Origin of the sequence: Allobranchiibius huperziae (assembly GCF_013410455.1) — a bacterium.
Taxonomy (GTDB): Bacteria; Actinomycetota; Actinomycetes; order Actinomycetales; family Dermatophilaceae; genus Allobranchiibius; species Allobranchiibius huperziae.
Window position 1 is genome coordinate 76,496 of record NZ_JACCFW010000001.1, and the last position, 18,209, is coordinate 94,704.

Below are 18,209 nucleotides of genomic sequence, written 5' to 3' on the forward strand. Positions count from 1 at the left end.
GCAAGTCCTCGGCGGGTGGAGGTCAGGCCAGGAGCCGGCGGGCGCGGCGTACGTGCCCGGACTTCTTCGCTGGATCCATGCCGTCCCACATCCGGGTCATCATCTGCGAGCGTCGGTTGCTGTCGAAGACGTCGCGATGGTCGGCGACGAAGGTCCAGTAGAGCGCGTCCCAGTCACGGTCCCAGTCGCCCCGCGGCAGGTCGGACATCTTGCGCAGATAGTTGCTGCCCGACACGTACGGCTTCGTCGTGATAGCCGGCCCGGTCGAATACTGGCTCATGGCATACACATTGGGCACCATCACCCAGTCGTAGGCGTCGACGAACATCGCCATGAACCACTCGTGGATCTCTTCCGGGTCGATCCGCAGCAGGCACATCGCGTTGCCGAGCACCATCAGCCGCTCGATGTGGTGGGCCCAGCCGCGCTCGAGCACCTGACCGATGACGTGGTCGACCGGGCCGAGGCCGGTGTGCCCGGTCCACCAGCCGTCGTCGAGCGAGCGGGTGTGGTGCAGCGCGTTCATCCCGCGCATCCGCCGGCCGTAGAGCTGGTACGTCGCGCGCATGTACTCCCGCCACCCGATCACCTGCCGCACGAAGCCCTCGAGCGAGGCCAGCGGCACGTCGTACTCGTGGGCCGCGTCCAGCGCACGGTGCACGACCTCGCCCGGGTCGAGCAGGCCGAGGTTGAGGGAGGGGCTGAGCGCGGCGTGGAAGAGCACCGGGTGGGTCTTGGAGATGGCGTCCTCATACGGGCCGAACTCCACGAACCGTTCGGCGAGGAAGAGGTCGTACGCCGCCTCCGCCTCCTCGTGCGAGGTCGGCCAGACGAACGTGGCGGGATCGCCTGGCGCGTCTGGGAACTCGCGGTCCACCCACTCGATGGCCTCCTGCACCGCGGGCGTTCGTTCCGGCCAGACCGGCTCCGGCACCGGGTGCCCGCGGGGCAGCTTCTTGCGGTTCTCCGGGTCGAAGGACCATTTGCCTCCGACCGGGTGGCCGTGGTCGAGCAGGATGTCGAGACGCTTTCGCTGCCAGCGGTAGAAGTACTGCATCTGGGCGGCGTTGTCGCCGAACCACTCCTGCAGCTGCGCTCGCGTCGTGAGGAAGTTCGGCGTCTCCAGCACGTCCTGAACGCGCAGCTCCCCACCGGCGGCGCGAACGGCGGCCGCACAGTCGCGGAAGAGCCAGTCGTCGACGACGTCGTACACCGTGACCTCGCCGAGGTGCAGCGTCCGCAGCACCTTCGTCAGGCTGTCGGCGGACGCGGTGTCGGCTGACGACTCGACCACGATGGGGTCGAACCCCTCGGACCGCAGCAGGTCGGCGAAGCGCGCCATGCTCGCGCGGTGCAGCACCAGCTTGTGGGCGTGGAAGCGGTACTGCCGGAAGAAGAGGTCGTCCTCGACCAGGACGTGCCGGGTGCCGGACGGGACGTCGAGCTGCGCACGGAAGAGCTGATGGGGGTAGACGAGTCGCACACGAGCTTCGGCGCGGGGCACCCTGCCAGTCTGCCCGATGGTGGCCGGGGGCCGGTGCCAGACTCGGGGGATGAGCGACGAGACCACCCCCACCGTCCACGACGTCCCGGTCGGGATCGAGGCCACGGGCACCCGCACCGAGACCGATTCGATGGGTGCGATCGAGGTGCCCGCCGACCGCTACTGGGGTGCGCAGACCGCGCGCTCGCTGGTTCATTTCGCGATCGGCGAGGACCGGATGCCGGTCGCCGTGTGTCGCGCGTTCGGCTACGTGAAGAAGGCCGCCGCGATAGCGAACGGGCGCGGCGGCCGCCTGCCGCAGTGGAAGGCCGATCTGATCGCGCGGGTGTGCGACGAGATCATCGCCGGCGACCTCGACGACCACTTCCCGCTCTACGTGTGGCAGACCGGCTCGGGCACCCAGTCGAACATGAACGTCAACGAGGTCATCAGCAACCGCTGCATCCAGCTGCTCGGCGGCGAGCTCGGCAGCAAGAAGCCGGTGCACCCCAACGACGACGTCAACATGTGCCAGAGCTCGAACGACACCTTCCCGACGGCCATGCACATCGCCACGCTGCTGCAGCTGCGCACCCAGCTGCTGCCGAGCCTGCAGCGGCTGCACGCGTCGTTCGACGCGAAGGCGCACGAGTGGTCCGACGTAATCAAGACCGGTCGCACCCACCTGCAGGACGCCGTACCCCTGACCGTCGGTCAGGAGTGGTCGGGCTACGCCGCGCAGCTCGCGCAGGCGATCGAGCGGCTGCAGCAGTCCAGCGAGGGTCTGTACGAGGTGGCGCTCGGCGGGACCGCCGTCGGCACCGGTATCAACGCGCCGCAGGGGTTCGCCGAGGAGGTCGCCGACGAGCTGGCCCGGATGACCGGTGAGCCGATCGTCACTGCTGCCAACAAGTTCGCCGCCCAGGGCGGCCTCGACGCGATGGTCGGCGCCTCGGCCGGCATCCGGGCCCTGGCAGTGCCGATCATGAAGATCTCCAACGACATCCGCTGGCTCGCGTCCGGCCCGCGGTGCGGCATCGGCGAGCTGATCCTGCCGGAGAACGAGCCGGGCAGCTCGATCATGCCGGGCAAGGTCAACCCCACACAGTGTGAGGCGACCGTGATGGTCTGCATCCAGGTGATCGCCGACGACCTGGGGACGACGTTCGCCGGCTCGCAGGGCAACTTCGAGCTCAACGCGATGCGCCCGATCATCATCAACAATGTGCTGCACTCGGCGTTGATCCTGGGCGACGCGTGCGACCTGCTGCGCGAGCACTGCATCGACGGCATCGAGCTCGACCGTCCGCAGATCCAGGAGTACCTCGACCGGTCGCTGATGCTGGTGACGGCGCTGTCGCCGGTGATCGGCTACGACCAGGCGTCGCACATCGCGCACACCGCCTCCGAGCAGGGCCTCACGCTGCGCGAGGCGGCGCTGGCCTCGGGTGCCATCAGCGGCGAGGACTTCGACCGGGTGGTCGACCCGGCCGCGATGATCCACCCCGGCTGAGTCGGCGGGAAGAGGCGCCCCGTTCGGCTCAGTGGATGGCGGTCTCGTGGGCCGCGTGGGTCGGCGGCTCCAGCTGCAGGCTGGAGTGCCCGATGTCGAAGTGCTCGTGCAGGCAGGCCTGCAGCGCGTCCAGCAGCTGCGGCGCGTGGGAGTCCGCGAAGCATCCCTCATCGACCACGACGTGCGCCGACAGGGCGTGGTCGTCGGAGGTGACCGTCCAGACGTGCAGGTCGTGCACGTCGCGGACGTGGTCGACGCGCAGCAGGTGCTCCCGGATGTCCGAGATCCGCACGCCGGGCGGTGCTGCCTCCAGCAGGATCCGGCTGCTCTGCCGCGCGAGGGTCAGCCCCGACCGGAACATCAGCACCACCAGGACGAGCGATGCGACGGCGTCGGCGCGTTGCCATCCGGTCGCGAGGATCACCACGGCCGCCGCCGCGGTGGCGAGGAAGCCGAACAGGTCGGTGAGGATGTGCTGGTAGGCGCCCTCGACGTTGAGACTCGACCGGTCGGCCCGGGCCACCGCCCACGCGACGACGATGTTGACGCCGATGCCGACGAGCGCGGTGATCAGCACGGGCGCGGCGTCGACGTGCGGCGGGTGCACGAGGCGCCGTACCGCCTCGATCAGGACGATCAGGCCGACCACCAGCAGCGTCGCGGCATTCCCGGCCGCCGAGAGGATCTCGGCGCGCTTCCAGCCGTACGTCATGGCGCCGCGCGCGGGACGAGCCGCCAGCCGGATCGCCCAGAGCGCCACCGCGAGGGACCCGACATCCGTCAGCAGGTGCCCCGCGTCGGAGAGCAGTGCCAGAGAGCGGGCGAGGAGCGCGACGACGACCTCGGCCACGAGGTACGCGGTGAGCAGACCGAGCCCCAGCCACAGCCATCGGACGTTCGCGCCGGGCCGTACGCCGTGACTGTGCGCGTGCCGCTCGGGCACGGCGGACGCGGCATCGCACACCGGCGTGATGTCCGGTCCGGAGCAGGAGTCCCGCAGGTCGTCGCTCATTGCGCCGATCGTATGCCGGGGGCCGCGGTGGCCCGAGGGGGAGCCGAGCCCTCCCCCGGCGTCAGGAGGTGACCAGGTCGTCCATCGGGTCGTGCTCGCGGTCCGCCTCGACAGCGGCCACGATCTCCTCCTTGGGCAGCGCCAGGGAGATGGCCCAGTAGAAGATGACCAGGGAGAACGCGACGACCACGATCAGGTCGATCCACTCGGGCAGGTAGTTCTTCGCGCCGGACCCGTAGCGGCCCGCGTAGTTGATGATGCAGAGGCCGATCAGCCAGGGCCCGATCCACGCGGCGTTGCGCAGGTAGCGGCTCTGCTCGGAGCCGATGATCGACGAGCCGTACGCGAAGAGACCGAAGCCGACGATCATCGCGGCGGTCAGCTTCCACGTGGACTCGAAACCACCCCAGTAGATGATGAGGTTGGCGAAGCAGAACGACGCCGGCAGCAGCACCTTCGGCACCGGGGCGGAATAGGTGCGCTCGCGATCGCCGTCGTGTCTGTGCAGCGACGCCAGCGCGACGGGCGCGAACGCGTACATGATCGCGGTGGCGTCGGTGACGATCGACACGAGCGCCGCCCAGCTCTTGAACGGGCCGAAACCGAGGATGCCCACGATCGCGGCCAGGATGATCGACGCGACCGGCACACCCCGCGAGTTCGTGCGGGCGAGTATCTGCGGCAGTTCACGCTCCTGTCCGAGGGCGTACGACAGTCGGGAGGACGTGCCGACGTAGACGATGCCGGTGCCCGATGGCGAGATGACGGCGTCGATGACGAGCACTGCGCCCAGCCAGGTGAGGCCCAGCGAGATGGCCAGGGTGTACCAGGCGCCGAAGTCGCCGCCGGTGCCGGCGTGCCCGAGCGGGTTGGACCAGTTCGACGTGACGTTGCTCGGCTTGACGCCGAGGATGAAGACCAGCTGCAGGAGGGAGTAGAGCAGCGCTCCGATGCCCATCGCGACGAGGACGGCGCGTGAGATGTCCTTGCGTGGGTTGCGCGCCTCACCGGCGAGTTGGACGGCCTGTTCGAAGCCCTGCAGGGCGAAGACCACCCCACCGGGAAGTGCCGCGAACACGCCGTGCGCGCCGAACGGCATGAAGCCGCCCCCGCTGGTCATGTTGCCGGTGTGGAAGGAACTGGCGGCGATGACCCCGATGCACAGCAGGGGGACCGCGGTCTTCCAGACGACGACGAGGGAGTTGCTCTCGGACATGAACTTCGCACCCGCGAGGTTCATGCCGGTGAACAGGATCATCAGGATGACGGCGATGACCAGTCCCTGATTGTTCAGCAGGCCCTTGTTGGCGCCGGTGCTGTGGATCAGCGGGAAGTGCTTGTGGATCGCGCTCACGGCATCGATGTAGGTCAGGGCGGCCAGCACCTCGATCGGCGCGATGAAGACTGCCTGCAGCCACGACGCCCAGCCGGAGACGAAACCGGCGACGACGCCGTGCGAGTAGTAGGCGAACCGGCCCGATCCGCCGGCGACGGGGTAGGTCGCGCCGAGCTCGGCGTAGACGAGCGCCAGGCAGGCGAGCATCGCGGCCGCGAGGATCCAGGAGAGGATCGATGCCGGGCCGGCGATGGTCGAGGCGTTCGCGGCGCTCAGCAGCCAACCGGACCCGATGATGGACCCGAGGGAGACGAACATCAGGCCGTAGAAACCGACGCTGCGCTGCAGCTGACCCGCACGGGCATCGGTGTCCGGCTTGGAAGGTGCTGTGGTCATCGGGCGATCCCTTCTCGACTGGTGCGAGGGCGCCCACGAAACGCGGAGATCCCGGTTTCAACAGGCCTCAAACTGGCAGCTTGGCACCGGTCGGCGCATCGTGCAGCGTGTTGAGTTTTGCTGGGAATCAGCTGGATGTGACGGCTGTAGATGGGTACTTTCGCGTATCGAACGGATCGCATGGGCACCGAGTTGACGTGGGGGACGCAGGTGCGGTTAGCCTTGGCTAACTTAGGCGCACCTCACAGCCCGAAGGGACCGATCGTGTCACTGACGTCCGTGCTCACCCAGCGCAGCCGACCGCGCTCCGGTGATGTCGTCGACCGTGGCCTGACCGGCTCCGTGCAGCAGGCGACGCTCGCCGACGTACGCCCGGGCAGCGACGCGATGGTGCTCGGTTACGACGACGCCGTCGACCCGCGCACGGCCCGTCGCCTGTCCGACCTGGGCTTCGCCCCCGGTGAGGCCGTGACCGTCGTACGACGCGCGCCGATGCGCGACCCGATCGTCTTCCGGGTCGCCGACTACGAGATCGCCCTACGCGCCCGGCAGGCCGCCGGGATCCTGGTGGGCCCGCTCGCGTGAGCGGGCACCACGGCGCGGCGTCCACGGCGACGTCGGTCGCCACGGGATTGCACGTCGCGCTCGTCGGCAGCCCCAACTGCGGCAAGAGCACGCTCTTCAACGCCCTGACCGGGCTGCGGGTCAAGACCGGCAACTATCCGGGCGTCACGGTCGCGCGGTACGAGGGGATCGCCCGCGTGGACGGCCACGACGTGGTCGTGGAGGACCTGCCGGGCACCTACAGCCTGGACCCGATCAGCCCCGACGAGCAGGTCGTGCACGAGGTGCTCGACGTCGATTCCGGCACCCTCCAGACGCCGGACGCCGTGCTCATGCTGCTCGACGCGACCACGCTGCGCCGCTCGCTCGGCCTGCTCGCGCAGGTGCTGGCGCGCGGGCTGCCCACCTGTGTGGTGCTCACGTTCCAGGACGAACTGGCCCGGCGCGGCGGCGGTCTGGATCTGGCGCGCTTCGAGCGAGCGGTCGGGGTCCGCGTCGTCGCCGTCACCAGCGGTTCCCGCGACGACCTCGGCGCTCTGAAGCACACGCTCACCGACGTCGACTCCTGGTCGCGGCCGGTCTTCCCGCCGCCCTCCGAGGGTGAGGCCGCGCGCGGGTGGGTCAGCTCGGTGCTGGACAGCGCGGCGTACCGCAGCCCCGACGTCGACGCGCGCACCGAACGCATCGACAAGGTGCTCCTGCACCCGTTGTGGGGATCGCTGATCTTCCTGGCCACGATGTTCGCGTTCTTCCAGATCATCTTCACGGTGGCGGCGCCACTGCAGGACGCCGTCCAGCACGCGTTCGACCAGCTGGGGGTGCTGGTCACCGACCACGTCGGCAACCAGTGGGTCTCCAGCTTCCTGTCCCAGGCGATCATCGGCGGCGTGGGCGGGGTGCTCGTCTTCCTGCCGCAGATCGCGCTGCTCTTCCTGCTCATCTCCCTTCTGGAGGGCAGCGGATACCTCTCCCGCGCCGCGTTCCTGATGGACCGGCTGATGGCCCGGGCGGGGCTCGAGGGACGCGCGTTCGTGGCGCTGCTGTCGTCGATGGCGTGCGCCATCCCCGGGATCATGGCCACCCGCTCGCTGCCGTCGGCCAAGGACCGGCTCGCCACCATGATGGGCGCGCCGCTGATGACGTGTTCGGCGCGGCTGCCCGTCTACATCCTGCTGGTGGGGCTGCTCGTGCCGTCGTCGGCCAGCATCGGGCCGGTCGGCGCGCAGGGCACCGTGATGTTCCTGCTGTACGCCGGCGGCGCGGTGTCCGCGATGGCCACCGCGTGGTTCTTCAAGCGGATCACCGGCAAGCACGGACCGGTCCTGCCGTTCTACATGGAGATGCCGACCTACAAGCTGCCGCGGGCGCGCAGCGTGCTGGTCACCGTCTGGGACTCCTGCAAGGGCTTCCTGTCCAAGGTCGGCCGCATCATCCTGGTCGTCACCATCGTGATGTGGGCGCTGCTGAACCTTCCGGGTCGCGACGCCGGTGAGCTGCGCAGCGCGGGGGTGAACCCGGCCGACAAGACCGCGTCCTCGTCGTACGTGCTCGACCACAGCCTCGCCTCCCACCTCGGCAAGGCCGTGGAGCCGGTGTTCGCACCGTTGGGCTTCGACTGGCGCATCAACATCGGGGTGCTGGCCTCGCTGTCCGCGCGTGAGACCTTCGTATCGACCCTCGGCCAGGTCGCCGCTGCGGACAACCCCGACCATCCTCGGGACGCGCTCAAGGCGATGAAGTTCCAGGACGGTCCGCACCAGGGTCAGCGGCTCTTCACCGCCGGCACGATCGCGGCGCTTCTGGCGTTCTTCATGTACGCGCTGCAGTGCATGTCCACGATCGGCATGATGCGCCGCGAGACCGGCGGCTGGAAGTGGCCGGGCATCGCGTTCGGCTACATGTTCGTGCTCGCCTGGGGTGCGGCGTTCCTCGCCCATGCCGTTGTGGGGTGGCTGGTATGAGCGCCGTCCCGCTGCACGCCGAGGCCACCGCCGACCCGCAGACCGTGCACTGGGTGGTGCCGTCGGGCAGCGTGCAGGTGCTCGGCGAGGTCGTCGCAGCACCGGGTGACTTCGGAGGACTGCTGGCCGACGGCACGCTGCGCACCGTGACCGTGCGCGCGACCGGCATCGACATCGTCCTGGCCGACGGGTGCGCCTGGCGCGAGTACGGCGCGCGGGTGGGCGCCTCTCTGGCGCAGGCGCTGCTGGAGCCGGCGGGATGGCGTGCGCAGTGGGAGGTCGGTGCCGACGACGAGCTGCGGGCCGCCGTGGACGAAGTGCTCGAGGGGCCCGCGGGCGACTACATCCGCTCGCACGGTGGCCACGCCGAGGTGATGTCCGCCCACGACGGTCGGGTGGAGTTGCGCTTGAGCGGCACCTGCTCGCACTGCCCGGCCGCCGGCATCACGCTGCACGAGCGCCTGGAGGGCGAGATCCGCGCGCTTGCACCGGGATTGCGCGAGCTGACGGCCCACGAGACGCCGGGCGCCCGTGAGCGGGTGCTCCTGAGCATCGGGCGCCGACGCGCGGGCTGAAAGGCACAGTCGATACACCCGTCTCAGGCTCTCTAACATTCGCCTGAGAATTGCCGAGACAACGGAATCCACCAGTCCCCGACGGCTTGTTACAGTCCACCGGTGAGCCTGGACAGCACCGAGATATCGCACCTTCTCGCGGCGGCGGTGCCGCAGCTGACGGGCCCGGTGCAGGCGGTCACCAACGACTCGCGAGCGGTCGCCCCCGGCACCGCGTACGTCGCGATCAAGGGCTTCACCAGCGACGGCGCCGACTACGCGCAGCAGGCCGTGGGCGCCGGTGCCGTGCTCGTCGTCGCCGAGCACGACATCCCGGGAGTCCCCACCGCGGTGGTCCCGGACGCGCGGATCGCGCTCGCGGCCCTCGCCGCCGAGCTGGCCGGCCACCCCTCGCGCGACCTCACCGTCTACGGCATCACCGGCACGAACGGCAAGACCACCACCTCCTACGTGCTGCACTCGATCCTGACCGCGGCGTACGGCGAGCGGGCCACCGGGCTGCTGACCACCGCCGAGATCGTCGTCGGCACCCATCGGGAGGCGGCGGTGCGCACCACGGGGGAGGCGCCCGTCGTCCAGGGCAACCTGGCGCGGATGCGCGACAGCGGCGTGACCCACGTCGTCCTCGAGACCAGCTCGCACGGCATCCACCTGCATCGGGTCGACGGGACCCGTTACGCCGCAGCGCTCTTCACCAACCTCACCCGCGACCACCTCGACCTGCACGGCGACATGGAGTCGTACTACCGGGTCAAGCGGACTCTCTTCGAGTGGACCTCGGGGCCCAAGCTCGCCAACGGTGACGACGAATACGGCGCGCGGTTGGCCCGGGACATCCCCGGCACGCTGCTCTTCGGCACCTCGGCGCAGGCGGACTACCGGATCGAGGACCAGCGCGTCGACGGTCTGCACACCGTCTTCCGGCTGAGCCGGCCCGGCGGCGCACACCTCACGCTCACCACGCCGCTGCTCGGCGACTACAACGTCCACAACGTCGCCGGCGCCGCCGCCATCGCGCTCGAGACGGGGATGGACGACAGCACGCTCGTCCGTGCGATCCGCGAGATGAAGCAGGTTCCGGGCCGATTCGAGCGGATATCGGCCGCAGTCGACCTGGGCTTCGAGGTCATCGTCGACTACGCGCACACCGACGTCGGTCTGCGTGAGGTGCTACAGGTGGCCCGCGGCGTCGCGGACGCCGCGGGCGGCCGGCTGATCTGCGTCTACGGCGCGGCGGGCGACCGCGACAAGGCGAAGCGGCCGTTGATGGGCGAGGTGGCCTCCCAGCTCGCCGACGTCGGCATCGTCACGACCGACGACGCGTACACCGAGTCACCCGCTCAGATCGCGCAGCAGGTCCTCGACGGTGCGGACGCAGCTCGGACGACGATCGAGCTGGACCGGCGTACCGCGATCGACGCGGCCCTTCGTCTCGCCCGACCCGGCGACGTGGTCGTCGTGGCGGGCAAGGGCCATGAGCGGGTGCAGCACCTGCCGACCGGTGACGTCGACTTCCACGACGCGACCGTGGTGCGCGAGCTGCTCGTGCCGATCGCGCAGGACGCCGCGCACCTCACCTGAGGCGTCACACCGGGTCGGGCTGCGCATCCTCGCGGGCGATCGATCGGTCCACCCCGGACGGCAGGACCCTGGTGCTCACCAGTTCGCGCGCCACGTCGAGCAGCTTGCGGTTGGAGCGCTGGGAGATCCCGCGCAGGTAGGCGAACGCCTCCTCAGGAAGCACTCCGAGTCGCTCCATCAGGATGCCCTCGGCCTGCCCGATCACCGTCCGGTTGATCATCGCCACTCCGCGGTGCTCGATCTCCTCGCCGTCGGCCATCGCGACGGCCAGGTGGGTCGCGAGCGAGTCGGCTACGACCAGGTCCTCGGCGGTGAAACCGTCGACCCGTTCGGAGTAGAGGTTGAGCGCCCCGTAGGAGCGGTCGTGCGTGTAGAGGAGCAACGACAGCAGGGACCGCACCCCCAGCTTCTCGGCGACCTGCGGCCCCCACGTCTCCCACCGCTTGTCGTGCCGCAGGTCGGCGGTGTACATCGTGCGGCTCTGGCGCACCGTGTCCAGGCACGGACCCTCGCCCAGCTGATCCTGCAGGCGGTCGCCGAGGGCGACGATGTCGTCGGTCGCGGGTCCGGCGGTCAGCGTGCGGCCGCGCACCAGGGTGATGCCGGCGTGGTCGCAGCCCTCGAGAAGCTCCACCGCGAGGTCGACCCCGCGCTGCATGCGTTCGGCCGTCGTACGCGGGCGTTGCAGGTCGCGGGCCACCTGGTCCGCTGCTCGGTCCGTGCTGTTGTCGCGAATGCGGTCATCCATGCTGCCTCCAACCGTTCTCCGCACCCGCCTCAGGTGGGACGCGCGTGTCGGCTCCGGCGTGATCTCGGGCGGGCCTTCCGGTCCCGATCATTCCCCATGACGTGCCCGCGCGTACGACCCCCTCCGGGCGGCAGCCCCGCCCATCAACCGGCGAGGTGCGGGATCTCGGTGTCGAGCATCGAGCGCAGCCGCTGCAGCGTCGCGGTCAGGAGCCGCGACACCTGCATCTGACTGATGCCGAGGTGGTCGCCGATCTCACGCTGGGTGAGGTCCAACTCGAAGCGCAACCGCAGCAGTGCGCGCTCACGGGCCGGGAAGTCGCGCACGATCTCGCGGATCGCGATCGAGGACGCCAACCCGTCGGTCTCGTCCTCGGCGGCCAGGTCGAGCCGATCGGCCAGGGTGGCGTCGGGCCGATCGCGCACGGGAGCATCGAGCGATGCGGGGCGGAAGCAGCCCTCGACCGCCTGAGCGGCGCGCACCACGTCCACCGGCACTCCCATCCGCGCGGCGACGTCCACGACGCCCGGTGCGTGCACGCCCATCTGCTCCAACTCCCGGTACGTCGTCTGCGTCTCCCGGTAGGTCTCGTGCAGGCCCCGTGGCGGGCGCACCATCCACCCGTGGTCGCGGAAGTGCCGCTTCAGCTCACCGGTGATGGTCGGGACCGCGAACGCCGAGAAGCTGCGTCCGTCGCCCGGCTCGAACCGGCGTACGGCGAGCACCAGCGCCAGGAGCGCGACCTGTTGCAGGTCCTGGGTCTCGATGCCGCGACCGGCGTACCTCCGTGCGATGCCGCAGGCGAGCGCGTAGTTGTGGTCGACCGCGCGGGCTCGAAGTCGGGCGGCTTCGACCTCGTCGGCGGTCTCGCGGGCGCGTTCGAGCAGGGCCCGGGTCCGGCTCTCACGGTCGTCGGGCGGATCGGCGTGGGTGGCGGCATTGACAGCGGAATCGTTCACGCGACACTTTCGGCAGCACAACGGAAAGGGAAGCGCCAACCACACTGTTTGAGCCGGCTCACTTCGGAGCAAAGCACATACCCCCACCCTGGACAAGTTCCAGAACACATACATCTCGATTCTCGATGTATGCCGCTGCGCGAATCAGGCGTGTTGGCAAGGGAACTCGGCGGACCAACAAGAACGGGCCCGCTGGGAGAAGCTCCGCGAACTTGGCGAGTCCGCTGTGCACGACGGGCCGTACTGAGGCACGATGGTGGGGTGCGAATGCCGGCGCAGACCCTGCGCGGTGGCCCTCCGGTGGTCATCGCGCACCGTGGCTCAAGCCGTATCGAACCCGAGCACACGCTCGGCGCCTACAAGCGCGCGATCCGCGATGGCGCGGACGGGGTGGAGTGCGACGTACGTCTGACCGCAGACCGTCACCTGGTGTGCGTGCACGACCGCCGGGTCGACCGCACCTCCGACGGCGCGGGCGTGGTGTCCGCCCTCGAACTGGCCGCGCTCGAGGGTCTGGACTGGGGCAGCTGGAAGGCCTCGCACCTGGACGAGGACGAGATGCCGCTGCGGCACAAGGCGCAGATCCTGACCCTGCGCCAGTTGATCCGCACGGTCCAGCGCGCCGAGCGGCAGTTGGACCTGGTCATCGAGACCAAGCACCCCACGCGCTACTCCGGAGACGTCGAGCGCGCACTGGTGGCGCTGCTCGCGGAGTTCGAGTTGCTGCGCCCCGGACGGATCAACGTGCGGCTGATGTCGTTCTCCAGCATGGCGGTTCAGCGGATGGCGCGCCTCGCACCGCACCTGGAGCGGGTGCAGCTGACCGAGCTTCCGACGGCGCTTCGTTTCATGGACGCACTGCCGCCGAACGTGCACATGGTCGGCACCCGGATCGCCGTCGTACGCCGCATCCCCGCCTTCGTGAAGCGCCAGCACAACTACGGCCACCAGGTGCACGTGTGGACGGTCGACGAGCTCGAGGACGTGCACCTGTGTCTGGAGCTCGGGGTGGATGCGATCATCACCAACCGGCCTGCCATGGTGCGCGAGGCCGTTGACGCGGCGTGGTCCACTGGTGTCCTGCAATGAGACCATCGACCGCGATGTGGTCCGGGGACGGGAGGGGACACCGGTGAGCGATGAGCACTGGGTGCAGACCCTCCGGCTTCCGTGGACCATCGACTCGGTGCCCGCGGCGCGCACGGCACTCGTCGAGAGTCTGGGCAGTGGCGGGCTGCCCGAGGAGCTGGTCGGCGAGGCCGAGACGGTCGCCTCCGAGCTCGTCACCAACGCGATCCTGCACGGGAAACCGTTGTACGACAACACTGTCCGGTTGCACTGGCGCGTGCGCGGGGATCGGGTGGAGATCGAGGTCACCGACGGTGGCGGCGTGACCGCTCCGGCCGCGCGCCGGCCCTCCGTCTGGGCGCAGGGCGGACGCGGGCTGCGCATCGTCCGCTCGGTGGCCCACGAATGGGGCGTCAACGAGGAGGACGACCGGGTGACGGTCTGGGCCGCTCTCGGCGGCCCCTCACGCCGCCGGGTCTGACCGGCCCGACAGGCGAGCGCACCGGCTCGTTACAGTCCCGGCCATGGGTAAAGCCTCCCGCCGCAAGGGCGAGCGCACACGTCAGCCGATCGATCCGACGCAGCAGTCACCGGCGTTCGTCCGTCGTCCCTACGATGGGCTGCCGGGGGAGGCCGGCTGGGTCGCGATGCGCGAGATCGTGCCGGCCGCGACCGCCTCGGTGACGTTCACGCTCGACGGGAGGCCCCGGGAGGCGACGGTCGCCTCGGTGCTCCCACTGGCCTGGCCCGGGCTGCACCGTGCCGACGGCACCCTCTTCGTCGCGCTCCAGACCGGCGGTGCGTCCAGCGACCCGAGCCGTGACGTCGCGCAGACCCTGCTCGCCACCGCCGCGCTCGAGCCGGGCGAGCCGCTCACGGCCGCACCGCGTACGACAGCCGGCGGTCCGCGTCTGCAGGACCTGCTCACCAACACCGACTTCGACGTGCAGCTGCACGACGGGTTCGACTTCTGGGTGGAGGGCCAGGAGCTCGACGCGGAGGGGGCGGCGTCCCTGCAGCGGGCGAACGAGGCGATCACTCCGACGGTCGCGCTGTCGTCGGCCGAGCACGCGTACTGGTGCCGCATCGGCGCCCGCACCTATGTGCGCTGGGTGCTCCCGCACGACGAGGACAAGGCGACCGACGCGCTGGCGAGACTGCACGCGGCCGGTGCCAGCAGCCTGGACGAGGGACGGCTGCTCGGTGCGTTCCGTGCCCATGGCCTGCTCGTGCCGGTCTGGGAAGTGGACGCCGAGGCCGAGCCCGCGTCGTTCGACGACGCGTTCGGCGCCTTGGCCGCGCGCTTCGACGACGCGGTGGGCATCGACACCCCGCTGACCGTCGAGGAGCGGCGCGCCCGGTCGGGCATCTCGAGTCGGCAGATCACCCTGCGCTGATCGCTCCGTTCGGCGGGCTGGCTGTCGCCGCAGGGACCGGGCGCGCCCGATCAGATGGGGAGCCAGCCGGGCAGCGATACGCCGGCCAGGTCGAGCACCAGCGTCAGCGCGAAGATCAGGCACACGATCCCGCCCAGGCGTCGGATGAGGACCAGCGAGACGCGTTGCAGCAGCGCGCGACCCAGCACGGCGGCGAGTCCCGACACCACGGCGAGCGCGAGGAACGCGCCGATCCCGACGCTCAGCGGATAGCCGCGGCGGGCGGCGAAGCCTGCGGTGGCCAGCTGCGACAGGTCGCCCCACTCGGCGAGGAAGAGGATCAGGAAGCTGGCGCTGATGGCCCGGAAGCCGATGGCGTCCGCGCGGGCCTTCTCGGAGAACTCCGCCTCTGTCTCGGCCTCCTCCGACGCGGCCTTGGCGGCACCGGCGAGCAGCACGATGCCTGCGACGAGGAAGAGCAGCGCCACAGCGACGTGCACCGGTGTCTTCGGCAGCCGGCCGATGAGCCCGCCGAAGGCGACGGCGATGACGGTCTGGATGAGAAAGGCCGCGCACACCCCGATCCACACCTGCAGCGGGCGGTAGCGGGTGGCGAGGACGAGGGTCGCGATGAAGGTCTTGTCGGGCAGTTCGACGAGGAAGATCGTGACGAAGACCGTGAGCAGCAAGGCGATATCCATGGCGGCGCCAACGCTAACGCGGACTACCCTGCGCACGTGATTCGCAACGAATGGCGAGACCTGTGACGCGCTACGGATTCCTCGGCCCGGTGGGCACGTTCACCCAGGCCGCCCTCGCCGGGTGGCCGGCGGCGAAGGGCCGGGAGCAGACGGCCTTCTCCTCCGTCGACAAGGCGCTCGCGGCGCTGCGAGAGGGGGAGATCGACGCGGCGATGGTGCCGATCGAGAACTCCGTGGAGGGCGGGGTGTCCGCCACACTCGACGCCTTGCACACCGGTGACCCCCTCACGGTCGTCGGTGAGGTGCTGGTGCCGATCACCTTCGTGCTCGCCGTACGCCCGGGCACGACGCGTGACGACGTACGCGCCGTCGGCACCCACCCGCACGGCTGGGCCCAGGTGCGGGGCTGGATGGGCTCGGAACTGCCGGACGCCGTCTACGTGCCGACGCTGTCGACGGCCGCGGCAGCCGCCGACCTCGCAGCGGGACTGGTCGACAGCTATCAGGCCGCGGTGTGCGCGCCGGTCGCCGCGCAGGGCACGGGACTGCAGGTGCTGGCGAGCGATATCGAGGACCGCTCGGGGGCCGTCACCCGGTTCGTGCTCGCCGCGCGACCGGGCGAGCTGCCCGAGCCCACGGGAGCGGACAAGACGACCGTCGTGGTCTACCAGTACGACGACCACGCCGGCGGTCTGTTGGAGTTGCTGGAGCAGTTCGCGGCCAGGGGCATCAACATCTCGCGCCTCGAGTCACGTCCGACCGGGGACGTGATGGGCCGCTACTGCTTCTCGATCGACTTCGAGGGGCACGTGCGCGACGCCCGGGTCGGCGAGGCACTGACCGGGCTGCGCCGGGTGGCCGCCGATGTCCGCTTCCTCGGCTCCTATCCGCGCGCCGACGGCCAGCAGGCGAGCATCCAGCTCACCGCCACCGACGACGCCTTCGCAGACGCCGACCGCTGGCTGGCAGACCTGCGCGGCGAGCGCACACACTGACGCAGTAAGGGCCGAGGGACGCAGGTAGACCTGCGTCCCTCGGCTCTATCTGTGACACCGTCGAGCGACGGTGCCGGACTCAAGCGGTCTCGGCCGCCTGCTCGCCCTCGCCGGGCGTGTGGAAGTCCTTCGTGCGGATCAGGAGGAACGACGCCACCGCCGCCACCAGGGTCATGATCCCGGCGATCAGCAGGATGCGGTCCAGCGCCGTGGTGAATCCCGCGGCGGCCAGGTGCTGCGCGATCGGCACCTGCGACTTCGGCAGCTTCGCCAGCGCGGCCGACACCTGACCGGACTGCACGGCGGACGCGAGTGACCCGCTGCGCCCCGCCAGTGGACCGCCCGCGGCAGCGGCGCGGATCGCGTCGTCGAGCCGGGAGGCGAAGAGGGTGCCGAGCAGGGCGATACCGGTGGCGATGCCGACCTGACGGAAGGTGCTGTTGATGCCCGACGCCATCCCGGCGAGGCGGGGCGAGACCACGCCGACGGCGGTCGAGGCGAGCGGCGGGTTGACCATGCCGATGCCGATCCCCGCGACGATCATGCCCGGGATGAGGTGGGTCCACTCACTCGAGGCGTCGATGCCGCGCATGAGCAGGAGCCCGATGCCGATGAGCGCAAGGCCCGGTCCGATGAGGAACCGGACCGGCAGGTGCGAGCTCATGCGTCCGGAGACGGTGGCTACCACGAGGATCGCGCCGGACAGCACCAGCAGCCGCAGGCCGGTGCCCAGGGCGCTGAAGCGCAGCACGTCCTGCAGGTAGAGCGTGAGGTAGAGCAGCATCGAGAAGATGCCCGCGCTGATCCCGAACGCCGCGATCGCACCACCGGAGAAGGTCGGCAGTCGGAAGAGGCTCAGATCGAGCATCGGCTTGCTGGAACGCAGTTCGAGCACCACGAACAGCGCCATCAGGACGACCGCGGCGGCGAAGCAGCCCACCACGACACTGTCGGTGAAGCTGGTGCGGCCGGACTCGATGAGCGCGTACACCAACGAGCTCAGCGACGCGGTGAAGAGCACGAACCCGATCCAGTCCGGGCGCTTCGCCTTCGGGTTGCGCGACTCGGCCACTCGCCAGATCGTGATGGCCAGGGCCGCCGCGCCGACCGGGATGTTGACGAAGAAGATCCACCGCCACGACAGGCTGGAGACGAGCAGTCCGCCGAAGACCGGACCGATGGCGACGGCGACGCCGGTGATGGCGCCCCAGATGCCGAACGCCGTGCCGCGGTCCTTGCCGTGGAACGCACTCGCGAGCAGCGCGAGGGAGACGGTGAACATCACGGCACCGCCGACGCCCTGCAGGCCTCGGCTCAGCTGCAGCATCAGGGTGCTCTGGGAGGCGCCGCACAGTGCGGACGCCGCGGTGAAGAGGAGCAGGCCGACGATGTACAGCCGGCGGCGGCCGAAGATGTCGGCCAGGGAGCCCGCGGTGAGCAGCAGTGAGGCGAGCGTGAGCGCGTACGCGTCGATGACCCACTGCAGATCGGAGAAGCTGGAGCCCAGGGAGGACTGGATGTCCGGCAGCGCCACGTTGACGATGGTCACGTCGAGCAACAGCATGAACGTGCCGAAGCACACGGCTGCGAGTGTCCACCACTTGCCGTTCCCGGGGGCGGTGGTCTCCGCGTGCCGAGCTTCGTCGGGCGCTGAGGGAGAGCTGTCGGAGTCGGTGGAGTGGGCCAGGTGGGCCGGGTGTCCCTTCGCCGGCCCTGCATCGGTCGCTGTGGCGTCCGTGGCGTCGGTGGTGTCCGTGGCGGCCAGATGCGCGGGGTGGTAGGCGCCGGGCGGCGCGGCGTCGGCACGTGGGGTGCTCATGAGGTGCTCCTTGGTCGGCTGGCGGTGCCGACGCGTGCGCTGGGTGCGGTACATCGGCTTGGTATCGATCATCCGCCCGACCGGTGACAGGCCCACGCTCACGAGGGAGGACTGTGAGGATT

Annotated in this window: 16 protein-coding genes; 9 read left to right on the top strand and 7 right to left on the bottom strand. The window is 70.1% G+C overall.

Translation table 11 applies throughout. The annotated features are described in order from the left end of the window. Positions 1 to 22: 22 nt before the first annotated feature. Entirely contained in the window at positions 23 to 1,504 is a 1,482-nt protein-coding gene (locus HNR15_RS18710; protein ID WP_179478173.1) for a cryptochrome/photolyase family protein, read from the bottom strand. A gap of 49 nt (positions 1,505 to 1,553) precedes the next feature. Here HNR15_RS18710 and fumC point away from each other — a divergent pair, with 49 nt between their 5' ends. After that, complete coding sequence (gene fumC / locus HNR15_RS00420) at positions 1,554 to 2,996, top strand: class II fumarate hydratase (RefSeq protein WP_179478175.1); 1,443 nt, start codon at positions 1,554 to 1,556, stop codon at positions 2,994 to 2,996. 28 nt (positions 2,997 to 3,024) lie between these two features. Here fumC and HNR15_RS00425 read toward each other — a convergent pair whose 3' ends face one another. Both HNR15_RS00425 and HNR15_RS00430 read right to left on the bottom strand, forming a co-directional pair. Continuing rightward, positions 3,025 to 4,008 (bottom strand): cation diffusion facilitator family transporter, encoded by a 984-nt coding sequence (locus HNR15_RS00425; RefSeq protein ID WP_179478177.1) that lies wholly within the window; start codon positions 4,006 to 4,008, stop codon positions 3,025 to 3,027. 61 nt (positions 4,009 to 4,069) lie between these two features. Further along, entirely contained in the window at positions 4,070 to 5,740 is a 1,671-nt protein-coding gene (locus HNR15_RS00430) for an APC family permease (protein ID WP_218883494.1), read from the bottom strand. Positions 5,741 to 6,004: 264 nt separating this feature from the next. On the opposite strand from HNR15_RS00430, the gene HNR15_RS00435 reads away from it, so the two are divergent. The 4 genes from HNR15_RS00435 to HNR15_RS00450 all read left to right on the top strand — a co-directional run bounded on the left by HNR15_RS00435 (position 6,005) and on the right by HNR15_RS00450 (position 10,421). After that, positions 6,005 to 6,325, top strand: coding sequence for a FeoA family protein (locus HNR15_RS00435; protein ID WP_343048345.1), 321 nt, complete (start codon positions 6,005 to 6,007; stop codon positions 6,323 to 6,325). Further along, positions 6,322 to 8,265 carry a FeoB small GTPase domain-containing protein gene (gene feoB / locus HNR15_RS00440; protein WP_179478181.1) on the top strand — a complete coding sequence of 648 codons (1,944 nt, stop codon included), beginning with the start codon at positions 6,322 to 6,324 and terminating at the stop codon, positions 8,263 to 8,265. Before HNR15_RS00435 ends, feoB begins: the two co-directional genes overlap by 4 nt. Continuing rightward, entirely contained in the window at positions 8,262 to 8,840 is a 579-nt protein-coding gene (locus tag HNR15_RS00445) for a NifU family protein (RefSeq protein WP_179478183.1), read from the top strand. Before feoB ends, HNR15_RS00445 begins: the two co-directional genes overlap by 4 nt. A gap of 102 nt (positions 8,841 to 8,942) precedes the next feature. Continuing rightward, the gene (locus HNR15_RS00450) at positions 8,943 to 10,421 is read left to right on the top strand and encodes a UDP-N-acetylmuramoyl-L-alanyl-D-glutamate--2,6-diaminopimelate ligase (protein WP_179478185.1); all 1,479 of its coding nucleotides are present in this window, start codon (positions 8,943 to 8,945) and stop codon (positions 10,419 to 10,421) included. Positions 10,422 to 10,425: 4 nt separating this feature from the next. On the opposite strand, the gene HNR15_RS00455 is transcribed toward HNR15_RS00450, so the two are convergent. After that, positions 10,426 to 11,169 (bottom strand): GAF and ANTAR domain-containing protein, encoded by a 744-nt coding sequence (locus HNR15_RS00455; protein WP_179478187.1) that lies wholly within the window; start codon positions 11,167 to 11,169, stop codon positions 10,426 to 10,428. A gap of 143 nt (positions 11,170 to 11,312) precedes the next feature. After that, positions 11,313 to 12,128, bottom strand: a complete 816-nt coding sequence (locus tag HNR15_RS00460; RefSeq protein WP_179478188.1) for a sigma-70 family RNA polymerase sigma factor — start codon at positions 12,126 to 12,128, stop codon at positions 11,313 to 11,315. Positions 12,129 to 12,395: 267 nt separating this feature from the next. Between HNR15_RS00460 and HNR15_RS00465 the strand changes: the two genes are divergently transcribed. Genes HNR15_RS00465 through HNR15_RS00475 form a run of 3 tightly spaced genes read left to right on the top strand, consistent with a single transcriptional unit; the run spans position 12,396 to position 14,593 of the window. Next, positions 12,396 to 13,217, top strand: coding sequence for a glycerophosphodiester phosphodiesterase family protein (locus tag HNR15_RS00465; RefSeq protein WP_179478190.1), 822 nt, complete (start codon positions 12,396 to 12,398; stop codon positions 13,215 to 13,217). 43 nt (positions 13,218 to 13,260) lie between these two features. Then, the gene (locus HNR15_RS00470; protein WP_343048346.1) at positions 13,261 to 13,677 is read left to right on the top strand and encodes an ATP-binding protein; all 417 of its coding nucleotides are present in this window, start codon (positions 13,261 to 13,263) and stop codon (positions 13,675 to 13,677) included. Between the two features lie 43 nt (positions 13,678 to 13,720). Beyond that, positions 13,721 to 14,593: a DUF5926 family protein gene (locus tag HNR15_RS00475; RefSeq protein WP_179478194.1), complete on the top strand. Its 873-nt coding sequence runs from the start codon at positions 13,721 to 13,723 to the stop codon at positions 14,591 to 14,593. A 50-nt stretch (positions 14,594 to 14,643) separates the two neighbouring features. Here HNR15_RS00475 and HNR15_RS00480 read toward each other — a convergent pair whose 3' ends face one another. Continuing rightward, positions 14,644 to 15,273: a TMEM165/GDT1 family protein gene (locus tag HNR15_RS00480; RefSeq protein ID WP_179478196.1), complete on the bottom strand. Its 630-nt coding sequence runs from the start codon at positions 15,271 to 15,273 to the stop codon at positions 14,644 to 14,646. A 50-nt stretch (positions 15,274 to 15,323) separates the two neighbouring features. Between HNR15_RS00480 and pheA the strand changes: the two genes are divergently transcribed. Then, positions 15,324 to 16,268 carry a prephenate dehydratase gene (pheA, locus tag HNR15_RS00485; protein ID WP_179478198.1) on the top strand — a complete coding sequence of 315 codons (945 nt, stop codon included), beginning with the start codon at positions 15,324 to 15,326 and terminating at the stop codon, positions 16,266 to 16,268. A gap of 79 nt (positions 16,269 to 16,347) precedes the next feature. On the opposite strand, the gene HNR15_RS00490 is transcribed toward pheA, so the two are convergent. Next, positions 16,348 to 18,087, bottom strand: a complete 1,740-nt coding sequence (locus HNR15_RS00490) for an MFS transporter (RefSeq protein WP_179478200.1) — start codon at positions 18,085 to 18,087, stop codon at positions 16,348 to 16,350. Positions 18,088 to 18,209 lie beyond the last annotated feature (122 nt).

Excerpts from the sequence above, each read along its gene's own strand:
- fumC (WP_179478175.1), top strand. The coding sequence starts at position 1,554 with ATGAGCGACGAGACCACCCCCACCGTCCACGACGTCCCGGTCGGGATC.
- HNR15_RS00425 (WP_179478177.1), bottom strand. The coding sequence starts at position 4,008 with ATGAGCGACGACCTGCGGGACTCCTGCTCCGGACCGGACATCACGCCG.
- HNR15_RS00430 (WP_218883494.1), bottom strand. The coding sequence starts at position 5,740 with ATGACCACAGCACCTTCCAAGCCGGACACCGATGCCCGTGCGGGTCAG.
- HNR15_RS00445 (WP_179478183.1), top strand. The coding sequence starts at position 8,262 with ATGAGCGCCGTCCCGCTGCACGCCGAGGCCACCGCCGACCCGCAGACC.
- HNR15_RS00455 (WP_179478187.1), bottom strand. The coding sequence starts at position 11,169 with ATGGATGACCGCATTCGCGACAACAGCACGGACCGAGCAGCGGACCAG.
- HNR15_RS00465 (WP_179478190.1), top strand. The coding sequence starts at position 12,396 with ATGCCGGCGCAGACCCTGCGCGGTGGCCCTCCGGTGGTCATCGCGCAC.
- HNR15_RS00475 (WP_179478194.1), top strand. The coding sequence starts at position 13,721 with ATGGGTAAAGCCTCCCGCCGCAAGGGCGAGCGCACACGTCAGCCGATC.
- HNR15_RS00480 (WP_179478196.1), bottom strand. The coding sequence starts at position 15,273 with ATGGATATCGCCTTGCTGCTCACGGTCTTCGTCACGATCTTCCTCGTC.
- pheA (WP_179478198.1), top strand. The coding sequence starts at position 15,324 with ATGGCGAGACCTGTGACGCGCTACGGATTCCTCGGCCCGGTGGGCACG.
- HNR15_RS00490 (WP_179478200.1), bottom strand. The coding sequence starts at position 18,087 with ATGAGCACCCCACGTGCCGACGCCGCGCCGCCCGGCGCCTACCACCCC.